The sequence below is a fragment of the Rhizobium sp. YIM 134829 genome (assembly GCF_046546455.1).
On sequence record NZ_JBKHKI010000003.1, the window covers coordinates 299644 to 314969 of the forward strand.

Annotated in this window: 17 protein-coding genes; 8 read left to right on the forward strand and 9 right to left on the reverse strand. The window is 62.6% G+C overall.

The window, feature by feature from the left end; translation table 11 throughout:
- Positions 1–150: 150 nt before the first annotated feature.
- Positions 151–909 (reverse strand): LuxR C-terminal-related transcriptional regulator, encoded by a 759-nt coding sequence (locus ACLE20_RS08255; protein WP_410939784.1) that lies wholly within the window; start codon positions 907–909, stop codon positions 151–153.
- A 432-nt stretch (positions 910–1341) separates the two neighbouring features.
- Between ACLE20_RS08255 and ACLE20_RS08260 the strand changes: the two genes are divergently transcribed.
- A complete protein-coding gene (locus tag ACLE20_RS08260) occupies positions 1342–1617 on the forward strand; it encodes a DUF1153 domain-containing protein (protein ID WP_062474978.1) in 276 nt (91 codons plus the stop codon).
- A 406-nt stretch (positions 1618–2023) separates the two neighbouring features.
- Here ACLE20_RS08260 and ACLE20_RS08265 read toward each other — a convergent pair whose 3' ends face one another.
- Positions 2024–2374 (reverse strand): flagellar export protein FliJ, encoded by a 351-nt coding sequence (locus tag ACLE20_RS08265; protein WP_410939785.1) that lies wholly within the window; start codon positions 2372–2374, stop codon positions 2024–2026.
- 442 nt (positions 2375–2816) lie between these two features.
- On the opposite strand from ACLE20_RS08265, the gene ctrA reads away from it, so the two are divergent.
- Positions 2817–3515, forward strand: coding sequence for a response regulator transcription factor CtrA (gene ctrA, locus ACLE20_RS08270; RefSeq protein ID WP_323103718.1), 699 nt, complete (start codon positions 2817–2819; stop codon positions 3513–3515).
- Positions 3516–3683: 168 nt separating this feature from the next.
- On the opposite strand, the gene ACLE20_RS08275 is transcribed toward ctrA, so the two are convergent.
- Together ACLE20_RS08275 and chpT are read right to left on the reverse strand one after the other, a co-directional pair.
- Complete coding sequence (locus tag ACLE20_RS08275; RefSeq protein ID WP_410939786.1) at positions 3684–4046, reverse strand: response regulator; 363 nt, start codon at positions 4044–4046, stop codon at positions 3684–3686.
- A gap of 118 nt (positions 4047–4164) precedes the next feature.
- Positions 4165–4812, reverse strand: coding sequence for a histidine phosphotransferase ChpT (gene chpT, locus ACLE20_RS08280; RefSeq protein WP_410939903.1), 648 nt, complete (start codon positions 4810–4812; stop codon positions 4165–4167).
- Between the two features lie 299 nt (positions 4813–5111).
- On the opposite strand from chpT, the gene ACLE20_RS08285 reads away from it, so the two are divergent.
- Positions 5112–5642, forward strand: a complete 531-nt coding sequence (locus ACLE20_RS08285; RefSeq protein ID WP_410939904.1) for a DUF1134 domain-containing protein — start codon at positions 5112–5114, stop codon at positions 5640–5642.
- Positions 5643–5773: 131 nt separating this feature from the next.
- Positions 5774–7120 (forward strand): hypothetical protein, encoded by a 1347-nt coding sequence (locus ACLE20_RS08290; RefSeq protein WP_410939787.1) that lies wholly within the window; start codon positions 5774–5776, stop codon positions 7118–7120.
- 38 nt (positions 7121–7158) lie between these two features.
- On the opposite strand, the gene ACLE20_RS08295 is transcribed toward ACLE20_RS08290, so the two are convergent.
- A complete protein-coding gene (locus tag ACLE20_RS08295; RefSeq protein ID WP_410939788.1) occupies positions 7159–7992 on the reverse strand; it encodes a TrmH family RNA methyltransferase in 834 nt (277 codons plus the stop codon).
- A 7-nt stretch (positions 7993–7999) separates the two neighbouring features.
- Complete coding sequence (locus tag ACLE20_RS08300; RefSeq protein ID WP_410939789.1) at positions 8000–8386, reverse strand: hypothetical protein; 387 nt, start codon at positions 8384–8386, stop codon at positions 8000–8002.
- Between the two features lie 27 nt (positions 8387–8413).
- On the opposite strand from ACLE20_RS08300, the gene ACLE20_RS08305 reads away from it, so the two are divergent.
- The 3 genes from ACLE20_RS08305 to rpoH all read left to right on the forward strand — a co-directional run bounded on the left by ACLE20_RS08305 (position 8414) and on the right by rpoH (position 10932).
- The gene (locus ACLE20_RS08305) at positions 8414–9436 is read left to right on the forward strand and encodes an RluA family pseudouridine synthase (RefSeq protein WP_410939790.1); all 1023 of its coding nucleotides are present in this window, start codon (positions 8414–8416) and stop codon (positions 9434–9436) included.
- 88 nt (positions 9437–9524) lie between these two features.
- Positions 9525–9782: a DUF2171 domain-containing protein gene (locus tag ACLE20_RS08310; RefSeq protein ID WP_410939791.1), complete on the forward strand. Its 258-nt coding sequence runs from the start codon at positions 9525–9527 to the stop codon at positions 9780–9782.
- Between the two features lie 244 nt (positions 9783–10026).
- Positions 10027–10932 carry an RNA polymerase sigma factor RpoH gene (rpoH, locus tag ACLE20_RS08315; protein WP_410939792.1) on the forward strand — a complete coding sequence of 302 codons (906 nt, stop codon included), beginning with the start codon at positions 10027–10029 and terminating at the stop codon, positions 10930–10932.
- A 491-nt stretch (positions 10933–11423) separates the two neighbouring features.
- Here rpoH and ACLE20_RS08320 read toward each other — a convergent pair whose 3' ends face one another.
- The 3 genes from ACLE20_RS08320 to ACLE20_RS08330 all read right to left on the reverse strand — a co-directional run bounded on the left by ACLE20_RS08320 (position 11424) and on the right by ACLE20_RS08330 (position 13584).
- Positions 11424–11768 carry a hypothetical protein gene (locus tag ACLE20_RS08320; RefSeq protein WP_410939793.1) on the reverse strand — a complete coding sequence of 115 codons (345 nt, stop codon included), beginning with the start codon at positions 11766–11768 and terminating at the stop codon, positions 11424–11426.
- 86 nt (positions 11769–11854) lie between these two features.
- Complete coding sequence (locus tag ACLE20_RS08325; RefSeq protein ID WP_410939794.1) at positions 11855–12037, reverse strand: hypothetical protein; 183 nt, start codon at positions 12035–12037, stop codon at positions 11855–11857.
- A gap of 209 nt (positions 12038–12246) precedes the next feature.
- Positions 12247–13584 (reverse strand): MFS transporter, encoded by a 1338-nt coding sequence (locus ACLE20_RS08330; protein ID WP_410939795.1) that lies wholly within the window; start codon positions 13582–13584, stop codon positions 12247–12249.
- 410 nt (positions 13585–13994) lie between these two features.
- Between ACLE20_RS08330 and cyoA the strand changes: the two genes are divergently transcribed.
- Positions 13995–15275, forward strand: coding sequence for a ubiquinol oxidase subunit II (gene cyoA / locus ACLE20_RS08335; RefSeq protein WP_410939796.1), 1281 nt, complete (start codon positions 13995–13997; stop codon positions 15273–15275).
- Positions 15276–15326: the final 51 nt, after the last annotated feature.

Genomic DNA, 15326 nt, shown 5'->3' on the forward strand with positions numbered 1-15326 from the left:
CGTCCGATTGTTTTGCGGCGGCGGGCGGGAATGCCGGGCGGCCGTCAGGTCTCGGGCCACAGTATAGGAGCTCCCGCCGGCCGCGACAAGGTTTGCCGCCTCGTGGATGGACGGCGTGGTTCCGTTCGCTTTGGGACTCTGCGCAGAATGTCAGATGATCTTCAGCCGCATGGCTCGGGCAATCGCCTGCATGCGATTGACGGCATCGAGCTTGCGGGCTGCCGATTTGAAGTAGCTGCTGACGGTATAGGCGGAGATGTCGAGGATGATGGCGATCTCGTCGCTGCTCTTGCCGGCCGCCGCCCAGCGCAGGCATTCAACCTCACGGGCGGAGAGCTTCTCGCGCACCGGGTTTGTGCTTTCCATCGTGCTTTCCAGCCGCTCGAACAGGCTGAGCAGAAGATAATAGAGGCCTGCCGCTTCGAGCTGGCCCGGCGCCGCGCGCGTTCCCGTCAGCGTCACCATGAAGGGTTCGCCATAGGTGGTGTGGAACAGGGCTGCGAAAGTGCCGCTGGGCGGGCGGGGACTGTCGGGCTCGCCGAGGGTCAGGCAATCGGCCGGCTCGAAGGCTTGCCCCTCCCGCCCGAGCAGGCTCTGCGTGTTTTGGAACAGCGGCAATTTCGTGCGCCGAACTGAACTTACCAGCCGGCTGACGGGAAAGAGGTCCGCGGCATCGTAACGCTGCACCAGCTCGGCTGGCCAGCTGCTCAGCACCAGCCGCTCGGCAAAGGACTGCCGGTCGCCGCCGGGTAGACGGGCAATCATGAAATGGGCGAAATCGAAGCTCGCCGCGCAGCGGCGCATCAGCCGCAGCACCTCATATTCGGTCTGTGCGCTGCCGCTGTCCAGGCTGGAGAGCAGCGCCGCATAATCGCCGCCGCCGCTCGACAGGATCGTCGTGTCTGACATCTGTTTTTCTTCGCCGGCTTCCGGCGACCCTTTCCGAGGAGCGCACGCAACGACAGATCGCCCCAACGGCTCTGGCGCGCCTGTCCGTTTATCGGTCGGCAGCGGCGAAGCACGAAAGGGAGAGCGTCAGATACAGCAACCCAGGGCATCGATCATGATGCCGATTGTCTTGATGGTGGTGGCTATACGTCGCTTGCATTACGAAATGAAGGTCGTTTCTCGCATGGCACCCATGTGCGTAACAGAGGAGTAACCAAACCAGGGATCGACCACTGCACCGGAACGGTCGTCCCGATGAGAATCCGAGCGTTGATCGTCGCGCGATGACGCATTCTCGCAAAGTGGGAAAAATTGCGGCGAACGGTTTAGTCAATTCTTAAAGCTGGCGGACTAACGTGCCTGATGTGGTCTTGAGTATGTGTAGAGAGTCCAATGACCGAAATGGTACGACCCCGCGTGAAATATGTCATCGGCCCGGATGGCAGTCCTTTGACGATTGCCGACTTACCGCCGGCAAACACGCGGCGCTGGGTAATTCGACGCAAGGCTGAGGTGGTTGCCGCGGTGCGCGGCGGCCTCCTGAGCCTCGAGGAAGCGTGCGAGCGCTATACGTTGACGGTCGAGGAATTCCTGTCCTGGCAGGCTTCGATCAATGATCATGGCCTGGCTGGGCTGCGCACGACGCGCATCCAGCAATATCGTCACTAGTGGAATGAATTCGACATTCGATACCCACCTGCAGCGATCTCGAGGATCGAATGTCAAAATCGCAAATTCCACTAGAAACATATCCTTATCTAGTGGTCTGAATGATTTCGACATTTGCTCTCGAGGTTTCAGCAGGCGGTAGAAAATGTCGAAATCAGACCACTAGGACGAGGCTTTGCTTCTTGAAAAGGGTGGTTACGGAGCGGCGCTCCGTAGCCACCCTTTTTCGTGTTCGGCCGACTTTTGGCACCGACGGGGAACGAAGAGGGTGAGAGCCAGCCGTGCGGCATGGTGCATCACGCCAAATAGGCCGGCGGGACAGGATCCCACCGGCTTGGCCGATCAAGTCACGGTCCGGCGGCCGCCTCGAGACTGGCGGTCCGGATCTGCAGCGATGAGCGCGCTCTCAGGCGCGGATCCGCACCGTTCCGTCGCGCTCTTCCAGCGCGGCCGCCTTGGCGAACTCCGCCTGAACCTCTTCCAGCGCCAGTTCCGCGGCATCCTGCTGAACCTTCAATTCCCGGATCGAGACCTGGAGATTGTCGGCCCGCTGGCGGGCGGCCTTGGCGAAGGTCGGATAGGCGAAATGTGCGGGATCGGTGATCCCGGATTTCTTTTCCTCAAACGCGATCTGCTGTTCCAGATCCTTCGTCATCCGCTCGAATTCTGCCATCATCATCTGAAGTTGTTTCAGCTGACGCTGCTTGTCCTTCACCTGAAATTCTTTCAGGCGGACAAGGCTCTCACGTGATTTCATACGCAATACTCCCGCAGTGCGAGACCCGGATTTCGATGCTCAACCCTGCCGTGGGCACCTGCCCGCGGCATCTTCAAAAAATCACCCGCGGCATTAACAAAAGCCTACCGCCGGTAACCTTTCGTTTACGGGCATAGTTAATCCTAGTGGCAGTGGTTTAAGGCCCGGTAAATGACGGCGGCGAAATTTCGACAAGCAGTCAATTGGCGAGTCCATTGAATCGGATAGGCTGATCTCCTCACGCGGAGGGTTAAGATTTTGCCTAGGTATTAACCAATGAAAACAAGGGGCTGCGAAAAAAATTTAACGAGGCCTTGGTCCCTTGTCAGAAGGAATCAGAATTTGTTAACCATTTGGTGGCAACCTCAAATCAGGCAACGACTGGATCCGTGTCGCGTCTGGAGGATTGCACCTTTCGGCGGCGGAAAAGGGGACATCACACATGCGGGTTCTTCTCATCGAGGATGATAGCGCTACGGCGCAGAGCATCGAACTGATGCTCAAATCCGAGAGCTTCAATGTTTATACCACCGACCTCGGGGAAGAGGGGGTGGATCTCGGAAAGCTCTACGATTACGACATCATCCTCCTCGACCTCAACCTGCCGGATATGTCCGGTTATGAGGTGCTGCGCACGCTGCGCTTGTCGAAGGTCAAGACGCCGATCCTCATTCTCTCCGGCATGGCCGGTATCGAGGACAAGGTTCGGGGCCTCGGTTTCGGCGCCGACGACTACATGACCAAGCCGTTCCACAAGGACGAGCTCGTCGCCCGCATTCACGCCATTGTCCGCCGTTCCAAGGGCCATGCCCAGTCGGTCATCGCCACGGGCGAACTGATCGTCAATCTGGACGCCAAGACGGTCGAAGTCGGCGGGCAGCGGGTGCACCTGACCGGTAAGGAGTACCAGATGCTGGAGCTCCTCTCGCTGCGCAAGGGCACGACGCTGACCAAGGAAATGTTCCTCAACCATCTCTATGGCGGGATGGACGAGCCGGAACTGAAGATCATCGACGTCTTCATCTGCAAGCTGCGCAAGAAGCTCGCCAATGCTGCCGGCGGCGCCAATTACATCGAGACCGTCTGGGGCCGCGGCTATGTGCTGCGCGAGCCGGATGGCGATCTCGCCGAAAGCGCCTGAGCCTTCACTCCCCCGACCCGCGCCGGCGCGACCGCCCGCACCGGCACACCGCTGACCCGCCTTCGTGGCGGGTTTTTGGCGTTTGATGGTCAGGTGCAGATCCGGCGACGAAAAAAGCCGCGTCGGGAACGCGGCTTCGGCCAAGCGAAAATTTTCGAGGGGAGGGGATCAGGCGGCGGCAGCGTAGGCGCCGAACACACTGGTCAGGATCTTGCGGTCGAAGGGCTTGAGCAGGAAGTCATCCGCGCCGGCCCGCTTGCCGGCCATCATCTTCTTCAGGTCGGCTTCCACGACACAGTAGTAGATGCGCACGGACTTGCCGTTCGGCAGCAGGCGGATATTGGCGATCAGATCCAGCGCGCCGTCCAGGCTTGCATCGACGATGAGGATATTCGGCAGCTCCTCGCGCGAGCGGGCAAAGGCCTCCAGGCCATTGGCCGCCTCGGCAACGACGAAGCCCATTCCGGTCAAAATGCGCTTCCCGACCTTGCGGACAACGTCCGAGTCATCGGCGATCATCAAGCGCTGCATCTTCGGCTCCTTCTTCCCTGGCTTCCCTGGACCGGGCTTCCACATGCCCGACATCCAGAATTAGCCGATTTTGGCAAAGAAACAGTTACCGAAGAAACAGCGATAGCTTTTGTCAGGTTCAGACGGAAATCGTCTTGGCCGTGAAGACAATCGCCTCGCCGGTCGATGTGACGTCGACCGCCATCTGCGCCTCGTCCGCGAGCAGCACGGTGTAATAGGGCTGGATCGTATGGGCGTCGATCGCTTCCTCCACCGTGCCGGAGAGGAGTTCCACCAGCTTCGGCGGCACGCGCATCATCTTGCCCTTGGCCGTCAGCGTGAAATGCGCGTCGCCATCCGGCTGCTCAAGCTTCACATCGATCGAGCCGCCGCGCGGAATGGCGCCGTAGGCGATCAGGAACAGGTTGAGCAGGAGCTTCACGCGGTTCTTGGCGATGATCGCCCGCGGGCCTTCCCAGGAGACTGTCGTCTTCTTCTCGACCTCGGCGAAATCGCGCGCTGCCTTCTCGGCCTCGCCGGTATCGATCGAGGCGCCGACCGAGCCGGAGGCGCCGAAGGCCAGCCGGGCAAATTTCAGCCGCACCGAAGCGTTGAGTGCCGAGGTGCGGATCAGATCCATCGCATCAGCATCCGCGCCGCCCTCGTCGAGAAGCTCGAGGCCATTATTGATCGCACCGACGGGGGAGATGATGTCGTGGCAGACCCGGCTGCACAGCAGCGCCGCGAGATCGGGACCTGTCAGCGTCAGATTCGGATTCTTGTCCATCATGTCTCCTCCGGGGTCGTCGTGATCGCCGTGTCAGCCGGGTTTCCGGAATGTGGCTGGCTTCTATACGACGAAGATTGCGCCGATGTGGTGCGCGGTTGCGATCATAAAGACACCATATTTGGTAAACCGATTGTTAAGATGATCGGTTCACTGTATCGCCTGCCGGGCTTTCGTGAGTGGTAAGGGAGCATTGTCTCCCGGCCGCCCGCCGGCTTTCCTGTGAGGAGGACCACGCGATGCTCCCGAAACTCGTGCTTCAACGCCTGCGCCGCGTCCATGCCTTCGTAGCGCTGGCCATGCTTCTTTCCTTTGCCGGTGGCGCGCAGGCGCAGCAGGCCGGTGATGGCGGCTATTCGATGCAGGAGATCGTCGATGCCGGCCACGGCTTCTTCGGCTCGACCTCCGGTGGCCTGGCGAAGGTGGTTGAGCGTGCCTTTCAAAGCTATGGCCTGCCGAACGGCTATATCCTCGGCCAGGAGGGCTCCGGCGCTTTCGTGGCCGGCCTGACCTATGGCGAGGGCAGCCTGAACACCAAGAATGCCGGCCAGCACAACGTCTATTGGCAGGGCCCCTCGCTTGGCATCGATGCCGGTGGGCAGGGCAGCCGCATCATGATGCTCGTCTATAACCTGCCGAGCGTGCCGAGCCTCTTTAAACGCTTCGGTGGCGTCTCCGGCTCGGCCTATGTTGTGGCGGGCGTCGGCATGACGGTGCTGACGGACGAGCATATCGTGCTCGTGCCGATCCGCACCGGCGTCGGCGCACGTCTCGGCGTCAATGTCGGCTATCTCAAGCTGACGCAGCAGCCGACTTGGAACCCCTTCTGACCGACAACCCTTGCGATGAGCCGGCTCAACGGCCGTCGCAAAAGGTCCGCGGCTTGCCAAGCCCGACGCAGTCGCGAATAATGCGGCCCTCTGTTCCTCGTGGCCCGCTGCCGGGTTGAAGTGAATTTCGCGTGATCGAATATGCTCTGCTCTTCGCCCTCGGCTTTCTGGCGGCTGTCCTCCTTGGCATGCTGCTGGCGCCGATCGTGCAGCGGCGCATCGTGCGCTTTGCCGAGGATCGGCTGAAGGCCACCATGCCGCTCTCCCCGCAGGAGGTCCGCGCCCAGAAGGATGCGGCGCGGGCAGTCTACGCAGCAGAAAATGCCAAGATCGCCCAGGCTCTCAACCGCGAACGCAGCCGCACCACCGCCATCATGCTGGCGCGGGAAGAGGCGGTCCAGGCCTCCCGGACGCTCGATCGCGAGAATAAGGCGCTGAAAGCCCATATCGAGGCGCTGGACCAGGATGCGGTGACGCTGCGCGGCACGATCCGCGAGCGGGATCAGCATGTCGAACGGCTGAAGGCTGCGCTGTCGAAGGTCGAGGAAGACTACGCCGCCAAGTCCGAGCAGGCCGGGCTCCTCTCGGCCGAGATCGATGCCGTCTCCGCGGAGCTTGCGGGCCTGCGGGCCGAGACCCTGCAGCGGGATACCGATCTCGATGTGCTGCGCGATCAGGTGCTGCGTCTCAAGGAAGAGCGCCGCTCGCTGCGCGAGGATGCTCGCCAGGACAGCGCCCGCGCTGCCGCGGCCGAACTGAAGCTCAGCGAGCTCGAGGCGCGCAATGCCCTTCTTGACACGCAGATCGGCCGCATCAGCGCCGCTCTGGCCGACAAGGATGCCTTGATCGAGCGTCGCGGCGCCGAAATCGAGCGGCTCCTGGGCCGCGCCCGCGAGACTGCATCGGAACTGCGCGACATGACGCGCCTGTTGCGCGAGGCCGGGATCACCGTGCCGGAACGCGCGCCGCCGCCGGATAGGGCGCCTGCCACCTCGCAGATGCCGCTGTCCGAGCCCGCCATGTCCCCCGCGCCGCCTTTACCGGTTGAGGCCGCGACCGGCGATTCCGTGCCGTCGCTGCCGGACGATCGCGTGGTCGAACTGCCGCAGGGGGCGAGCCTGACGCCGCCGCCGGTCGATGGCACCGCCGATCCGCTCGCTGCCTTCGGCACCATCGAGCCCTTCATCGTGGTCGAGGACACGCCGGAAGCGCCTGTCCTCTCAGAGGAGGGATTGCGCGACCGGGCAGCCCGCTTCGTCGAGCGGCTGATGGCAGCGGGTCCGGAGGAGGACGATGCGCTGCGACTGGAACTGGCCGAGATCGGCGCCGGGATGACGGCTCTGACGGCGTTGCGCGAGGGCAATTCCTCTCCGATCCCCGAATTGCTCGACCGGCTTGATGGCGAACGTCCGGATCAACTGCCGACGCTTGCTGCCCGCAGCCGGGCGCTGATCGCTGCTGCCGAGGAGCGCGCTTGAAAGGCCTCATGGCCTCATGAGGCAAGATTCCGCCTCGATCAGATCCGAGCGTTGAGAGTCGCGGCGCGGTAGAGGGCGATGCCGGTGGCGGTGGCGACGTTCAGGCTGTCGAGCCCGGGCTTCTGCCTGATCCGCGCGGTGCGGATGCGGGCAAGAATCGAGGGCGGAAGACCGTCCCCCTCTGCACCCACGAGAAGCGCCGTGCGCGGCGCCGGCGGAAGAGCGTCGAGATCCGTCTCGCCGCGCGGCGAAAGCCCCCAAAGCGCAAAACCCGCCGCATCGAGATCCGAAATCATCGCATCGGCCGATCCGCCGCGTGCATAGGGCACCGAGAGAACGGCGCCGACCGAGACGCGCAGCGCCTTGCGGTAGAGCGGGTCGCAACAGGTCTCGTCGAGCAGCACGGCATCGACGCCGAAGGCGGCCGCATTGCGGAAGATCGCGCCGACATTGTCGTGATTGGAGAGGCCGGAGGCCGCGAGCACCAGCGCCTGGTCTGGCAGGCGGGCGAGAAGGTCGCCGAGAGAGGGCGGTGGCACACGGCGGCCGAGCGCCATGACGCCGCGATGCATGTCGAAGCCGGCGATCGCGTTGAAGACCGATTTCTCGGCGACATAGACCGGGACATGCGACGGAAAGCCCATAAGATCATCCGCCAGTCCGGCAAGCCTATTCTCCAGGATCAGCAGCGAGAGAGCCTCGAAACGGCCGCTGCGATCGGCTGCGGCCAGCATCCGCAGGACCACCGTGCCCTCGGCAATGAAAAGCCCTTCACGACCGACGAGATCGCGCTCGCGGATCGAGACGAAACCAGCGATGCGAGGATCCTCGGCATCAGCGATCCGGATCGGCGCGGGGCGCTCAGGGGGCATGGTGGGCTCAGTCGACCGCGATGTCGGCGACGATTCGGCCAGCGGCGATATCGAAGACGAAGGCCTTGCGAGAACCGCCCGGCAGCGTGCCGAAGAACAGAACCTGCCCACCCGAGAGCGACGTGGAGGAGACGGTGAAGCCCTCCGGCAGGTCGATCGCGGCAGTCAGCGGCGCATCGGCCGGCACCGGCAGGGCGCTTGCCCCCTGCTGCGCTGCGGCGGCCTTTGGATCGGGCCGGGTGACCTTGTAGACAATCGCGCCGAGCACGGCCATAAGCATGACCACCATCACCCCGGCGGAGACCAGTTGCAGGCGGATCATCTTGCGCCGCACGGATTCCATCACCGGATCGAGCGGCTTTTCGTCCTGTTCGTCTGGTTCGGGAAGTGACATGTCCAGCCTTTGCCTATGGATCAAGCGATGAGCGACCCCTTTAAACAAGCCGTGGCCGATAGGAAAGAGCTGAAGGCCGGGCCTGATGCCGCGGGGCGGCTGGATGCCTATCTGGCCGAAGCCCTCGCCGGCGCCTTTTCGCGCAGCCGCATCAAGGCTCTGATCGAGGGCGGCGAAGTCGCCGTCAATGACGGCGTGGTGACGGAGCCGAAGCGGAAGGTCCAGCCGGGCGATCGCATCGTCATCGGCCTGCCCGAGCCGGAAGACCCGGAGCCCAAGGGTGAGGACATCCCGCTCGATGTGCTCTATGAGGACAACGACGTTATCGTACTCGTCAAGCCGCCGGGCATCGTCGTGCATCCCGGTGCCGGAAATTGGACCGGTACGTTGGTCAACGCCCTTATCCATCATTGCGGCAGCAGCCTGTCTGGCATTGGCGGGGTGCGGCGACCGGGCATCGTCCATCGGCTCGACAAGGATACGAGCGGGGTCATGGTCGTGGCCAAGAACGACCAGGCTCACCGACATCTTTCCGATCAGTTCGCCGATCACGGCCGCACCGGCCCGCTGGAGCGGGCCTATGCCGCGATCGTCTGGGGTCGGCCGCGCGGGCTGAAAGGTACGATCGACGCGCCGCTCGGCCGGGCCGCCGACCGCACCCGCCGTGCCGTCAAGCGCGAGGATGCCGAGGATGCGCGCGAAGCGATCACCCATTACGAGGTCGTGGCGCGCTATCATGAAAAGCCGGACGCAACCGCGCTCGCCGCCATGGTCGAGTGCCGCCTGGAAACCGGACGCACTCACCAGATCCGGGTCCATATGGCGCATATCGGACATCCGCTGATCGGCGACGCCGATTACGGTGCCGCGTTCCGCACCAAGTCGAATCTTCTGCCCGAAGCCGCCAAGGCGGTGGTCGATCGTTTCCCGCGCCAGGCGCTGCATGCCTTCATGCTCGCCTTCGAGCATCCCTCGACCGGGGAGACAATGCGGTTTACCTCCGATCTACCGGAGGACATGCAGGACCTCGCCGCCGCGCTCCAGGCCTGATCGGATCGCCCTTGAGCGTCAGAGGGTATGCATCTTTTTGCCGGCCTCGGCGTTGAAGGGCAATCAGGACATCAGAAGGAGCAGTCCCATGATCGATGCAAGCCAGATTCGCGAACATGCTGAAGTCATCAGCGCCGACGGAATCCATGTCGGGACCGTTGACCGCGTCGAAGGCGACCGGATCAAGCTGACCAAGCGCGAGAACCCGGCCGGGCACCAGGACCACCATCACTTCATCGCCCTCGACCTCGTCGAAAGCATCGACGACAACCGGGTGCGCCTGAGCGCCAAGGGCGCAGATGCCTTCGCCTCCGAGGAAGAAGGCGACCGGTCGTCGATCCACTAATCTCGCGGCGGCTCGGCGGCCGTGAAAGGCAGCCGAGCCACGCCCGTGCCCCTTGATCTTTCGAAATCGGGCACGATGTAAGGCGAAACATTGCAGCCAGCGCCTGTCGCTCCGGCCCGCCTTGACCGGTGGCCGGCGTCTTGAATCATGCTTTCGTCATTCTTATCTCTACACTCGGTGGGGTTCCTAAGGGACCCACGAGGCCGGCCCGCTGCGTGGGGCCGGAATGCGAAAGGGGTGCGACATGGCCCGTAACAATCTTCCGATCCTGGCCGCCGGCGAAGGCGGCCTCAACCGGTATCTCGACGAGATCCGGAAATTCCCCATGCTTGAGCCGCAGCAGGAATACATGCTCGCCAAGCGCTATCAGGAACATGACGACCGCAAGGCCGCCCACGAGCTCGTGACCAGCCATCTGCGCCTCGTGGCGAAGATCGCGATGGGCTATCGCGGCTACGGCCTGCCGATCGGGGAAGTCGTCTCCGAAGGCAATGTCGGCCTGATGCAGGCGGTGAAGAAATTTGACCCCGAGCGCGGCTTCCGTCTGGCGACCTATGCCATGTGGTGGATCAAGGCCTCGATCCAGGAATATATCCTGCGCTCCTGGTCGCTGGTGAAAATGGGGACGACCGCCAACCAGAAGCGGCTGTTCTTCAACCTGCGCCGGCTGAAGGGCAAGATCCAGGCGCTGGACGACGGCGACCTCAAGCCCGACCAGGTCAAGCAGATCGCTACGACGCTGAACGTCTCGGAGGAGGAGGTCATCTCGATGAACCAGCGCCTCTCGGGCGATGCCTCGCTGAACGCGCCGATCAAGGCGAGCGAAGGCGAGTCCGGTCAGTGGCAGGATTGGCTGGTCGATGATCACGAGAGTCAGGAAGATATTCTGATCGAGCAGGACGAACTGGAAAATCGTCGTGGCCTGCTTTCGTCTGCGATGGGCGTCCTGAACGACCGCGAACGGCGGATCTTCGAAGCCCGGCGCCTGCGCGAGGACCCGATCACGCTCGAGGAACTGTCCTCGGAGTTCGAGATCAGCCGCGAGCGCGTTCGCCAGATCGAGGTGCGCGCTTTCGAGAAGGTCCAGGATGCAGTCCAGAAAGCGGCGCTCGATCGTGCGAAGTCGCTTCGCGTCGTCGAAGACGCTTGATTCTCAGCTTTTAGTTGCAGAAAACAGACCCGGCGGAAACGCCGGGTTTTTTCGTTGACGCGTGTATTGGGACAGTTCCCCAGCAATCCGTGCCAAAATGCCGCAGTGATTGCCGATATGTTAAGCAAAATTTACAAAGTCGAGGCAGTCTCACGGCTAAGTTATGAACAGATTATGACTTCGGCTTGCGCGGTCCGGTCGACTGTGAAACAATCAACCTATTCGCGAGTTGGCTCCGAGCAGGGCAGCAAGCGGGAAGGAGCTGCGGGATGCACGGTTTATCGTCGAAGCGCAATCTTCTGACACATCTGACCGGTCTTCGCCTGTCGAAACAGCAAGCGGAGACCAGGGAGGGCGGCCCGAGCCTGCGACTTGTCGCCCTGGTCGCTTGTTTTGCGGTCTCTATCCTGATGTGGTGTGGGATCTACTTCCTGATCACCGCGGTCATCTGACGGGATCCTCTTCGCTCATTCCAGGCGACGACCGATCCTTTACGCGTTGAGGGCAAGGCTGCGGAGTTCTGTGTCCAGCAGCTCGGCAATCATCGCAGGATCGCTGAGCGATATCGTCTTCGATGGATAACGGTTCTTCGGAGGGGCGTCAGAAAACTGGTTACCCCCATCGATTACGTCATAATGCTCGTCTGTAAGACGCTCGAGAGCAGGTGGTGAGGCTGGCTGGTAGAAGATGCGGCATCGCTGGGCGAAGTCCTGATCAACCTCGCCATCCAGAGCCAGCAGGACCTCAGTTCCGTCGGGGTCGCGGAAGTGCAGAATGGTGCTGGTCGATCCTGCGCGTGTCTCGATCTCGCGGTCGGCATAGCAAAACTCGGTCATTCGACCTCCGGACGCCGGATCGACGAGTCCGGAACAGCGCCTGTCAGAGGCACTTTAGCAAAACCACTTATGACCGCCATCCGACCTCAACCGGCGAAGCGATCGCTCTGGAAGCTTTCCGGAGAGCCAATGCCGGCGCGGTTCGTCTTTTCGAGCGTGACGGAGCTCATGACGACCGGATCGCCCTTCGGCACTGTGACGACGGCGGCGCCGATGAAGAGGGCAAGGGCAGCGCCATAGAGCGCGGCGAAGCGGAGTGTTCTGGTCATGGTCGGTGTCCTCTAAGGGGTGACGTCCTCGGTACGAGAGCGTCATTTTCCGCAAGAACGAGCGATTGCCTCCATGGTTCCGTCGCGTCGCACCGTCGTCTGCTTTCCATCGATCATCTCATCGTGACCGGACAGTGCCGCATGAAAAAGCCGCCGGTGCGGGGCGGCGCCGGCGGCTCAGTTTGGTCGGGCTGCGGAGTCGGCGGGGACTATTCGCGGCCGAGCAGATGCTTGTTCAGCGTCAGCGCCGCAATCGTGCAGATCGCGCCGGAGAGCAGGTAGTAGCCCATGAAGGGCAGGCCATAGGCGCTGGAGAGTCCGAGCGCCACAAGCGGCGCAAAACCGGCGCCGATGAACCAGGCAAGGTCCGAGGTCAGCGCTGCGCCCGAATAGCGATAGCCGAGGCCGAAGCGTGAAGAGACGGAGCCGGCTGCCTGGCCGAAGGACAGGCCCAGTATGCCGAAGCCGATGATGACGAAGGCATCGATGCCGGCCTGGCCGGACCCCATCAGGATCGGCCCGATGAAGCTGAAGATGGCGATGATGACGGCGGCGACGCCGAGCTGGCTGCGCCGGCCGATGCGATCGGCGAGCAGGCCCGAGGCGATGATCGACAGGATGCCGACGATGGCGCCGACGATCTGGACCAGCATGAAGCTGCCGATCGACTGGTCCCCGAACAGCTTGGTCCAGCTGAGCGGGAAGATCGTCACGACATGGAACATGGCGAAGCTCGCCAGCGGCGCAAAGGCACCGATGACGATGTCGCGCCCATGGACCTGGACGAGCTTGGACACCGGGATGGCTTCGAGCTCATGCTGCTCGAGCAGCGTGCCGAATTCCGAGGTCATCACCAGGCGCAGGCGGGCAAACAGCGCCACGACGTTGATGGCGAAGGCAACGAAGAAGGGATAGCGCCAGCCCCAGCTCAGGAAATCCGCGCTGGAAAGATTGGCGACGAAGAAGCCGAACAGGGCGCTGGCGAGCGCGAAGCCGATCGGCGCGCCGAGCTGCGGGATCATCGCGTACCACCCGCGGTGGCGGGCAGGGGCGTTCAGCGCGAGGAGCGAAGCCAGACCGTCCCAAGCGCCGCCCAGCGCAAAGCCCTGGCCGAGCCGGAACAGCGCCAGGAGATAGATCGACCAGACGCCGATCTGGTTATAGCCGGGCAGGAAGCTGATCGAGGCGGTGGAGCCGCCGAGCAGGAACAGCGCGATGGTGAGCTTGGTGCCGCGGCCATGCTTGCGGTCGATCGCCATGAAGACGAGCGAGCCGATCGGCCGGGCAATGAAGGCGAGCGAGAAGACGGCGAAGGAATAGAGCGTACCCGTCAACGGATCGGGCGCGAAGGGGAAGAAGAGCTGCGGGAAGACCAGCACCGAGGCGAGGCCATAGACGAAGAAGTCGAAGAATTCCGACATGCGCCCGATGACGACGCCGATTGCGATGCTGCCCGGCGAAACCGGCGCGTCGCCATGGATTTGCCGCGCATCCTGCTCCATGGATGTAGAGGATGGGCTGTTGACCGCCATGTTTGCACTGCTCATCAGATCGTCTCCCTTCCCGCCCAGGCGCAGCCCGGTTCATGAGGCGCGCCTTCAATTCCTCCTGAACGATGTTGATCAAAGCGTCGGGCTTATCAAGTCCCAACTCTGGTATTTTCTCGGTCGGGGCTGCGGTTTGGTGCGGAAGTGACCGGCGATGCGCGGGCCAAGGGATTTGTGCACGATCTCTGTAAGACGGACTCGACTTTCACTCATCCGCGCATACCTAGCCTTCGTACAGCGCATAGCTCGTGAGACCGGACGGCGTTGTTTTCCTTGTACGCCACCGATATGCACCGAACGGCAACTTCCCCGGCCGAAGGCGGTTTGCTGCGGTGCGACCAAACACCTCATTTAGCTTCGCGACGGGCAGGACTAGCTGCAGGAAGAACGAAAACGAAAGACACCGGACCATGGCGATCTCCTTCAAACATGCATGTCGGTTGCTGGCCTTGCCGCTCCTCGGGCTTCTGTCGGGCTGCAACATGGTCGTTATGTCCCCCTCCGGCGATATCGCGACCCAGCAGCGGGATCTGATCCTCGTCTCGACCTTTTTGATGCTGCTGATCATCATTCCGGTGATCGCGCTCACCCTCTATTTCGCCTTCCACTATCGCCGCTCCAACACGGCGGCCGTCTATGATCCCGAATGGCATCATTCGACCCGGCTTGAAGTCGTCATCTGGTCCGCACCGCTCGCCATCATCATCGCGCTCGGCGCCGTCACCTGGATCTCGACCCACAAGCTCGACCCCTATCGCCCGCTCGACCGGATCGATGCCGAGCGGCCGGTTCCGGCCGATGTGCAGCCGCTGACGGTGGAAGTCGTGGCGCTCGACTGGAAATGGCTGTTCTTCTATCCGGACCTTGGCATCGCCACTGTCAATGAGCTCGCCGCTCCGGTGGATACGCCGATCAATTTCAAGATCACGGCCTCCTCGGTCATGAACTCCTTCTACATCCCGGCGCTCGCCGGCCAGATCTACGCCATGCCCGGCATGCAGACGCGGCTGCATGCCGTCATCAATGCCCCCGGCGAGTTTGACGGCTTCTCGGCCAACTACAGCGGCGACGGCTTCTCGCATATGCGCTTCAAGTTCCACGGGCTGGATCGCGGCGGCTTCGATGCCTGGGTGGCCCGGGTCAAGCAGCAGGGCACAGCGCTCAACCGCGATGCCTATCTGAAGCTTGAAAAGCCAAGCGAGCGCGAGCCGGTGCGCTATTATGCCTCGATCCAGAACGACCTCTTCGATCGTATCGTCAATCTATGCGTGATCGATGGTAAGATGTGCATGAAGGATATGATGCATGTCGACATGATGGGCGGCGGTGGCGAGGAGAGCGCGGCCAACCGTGCCAAGCTCGAATATGACAACCGCCATGCCGACACCGGCGACGGCACCAACGCTGCGACCTTCCCGGCCAGCGAGAATCCGGCCCGTAGCGAAAGCAAGCCGGAAGGCACGGGCAACAATGACAGCGCCGGCGAGAACGGCGCGCAGCCGGCCCCGGCCGAAGGCGGCCAGCCGATGCAGCATGACATGAATTCCATGCCCGGCGGCGCGACGGGCGGTCATGAAGGACACAGCATGCCTTCGACCGAGCCGCAGGCACCGCAGGGCGAACAGCAGCAGCAGCCGGACGGCGACAACAACAGCGTTGCGCCCGACCAGCTCAACAACAGCCAGAACTAAGCCGCCAGGCGCCTGATGACGGCGTCGCGGAACTGAAGGAACAGGGTTCAC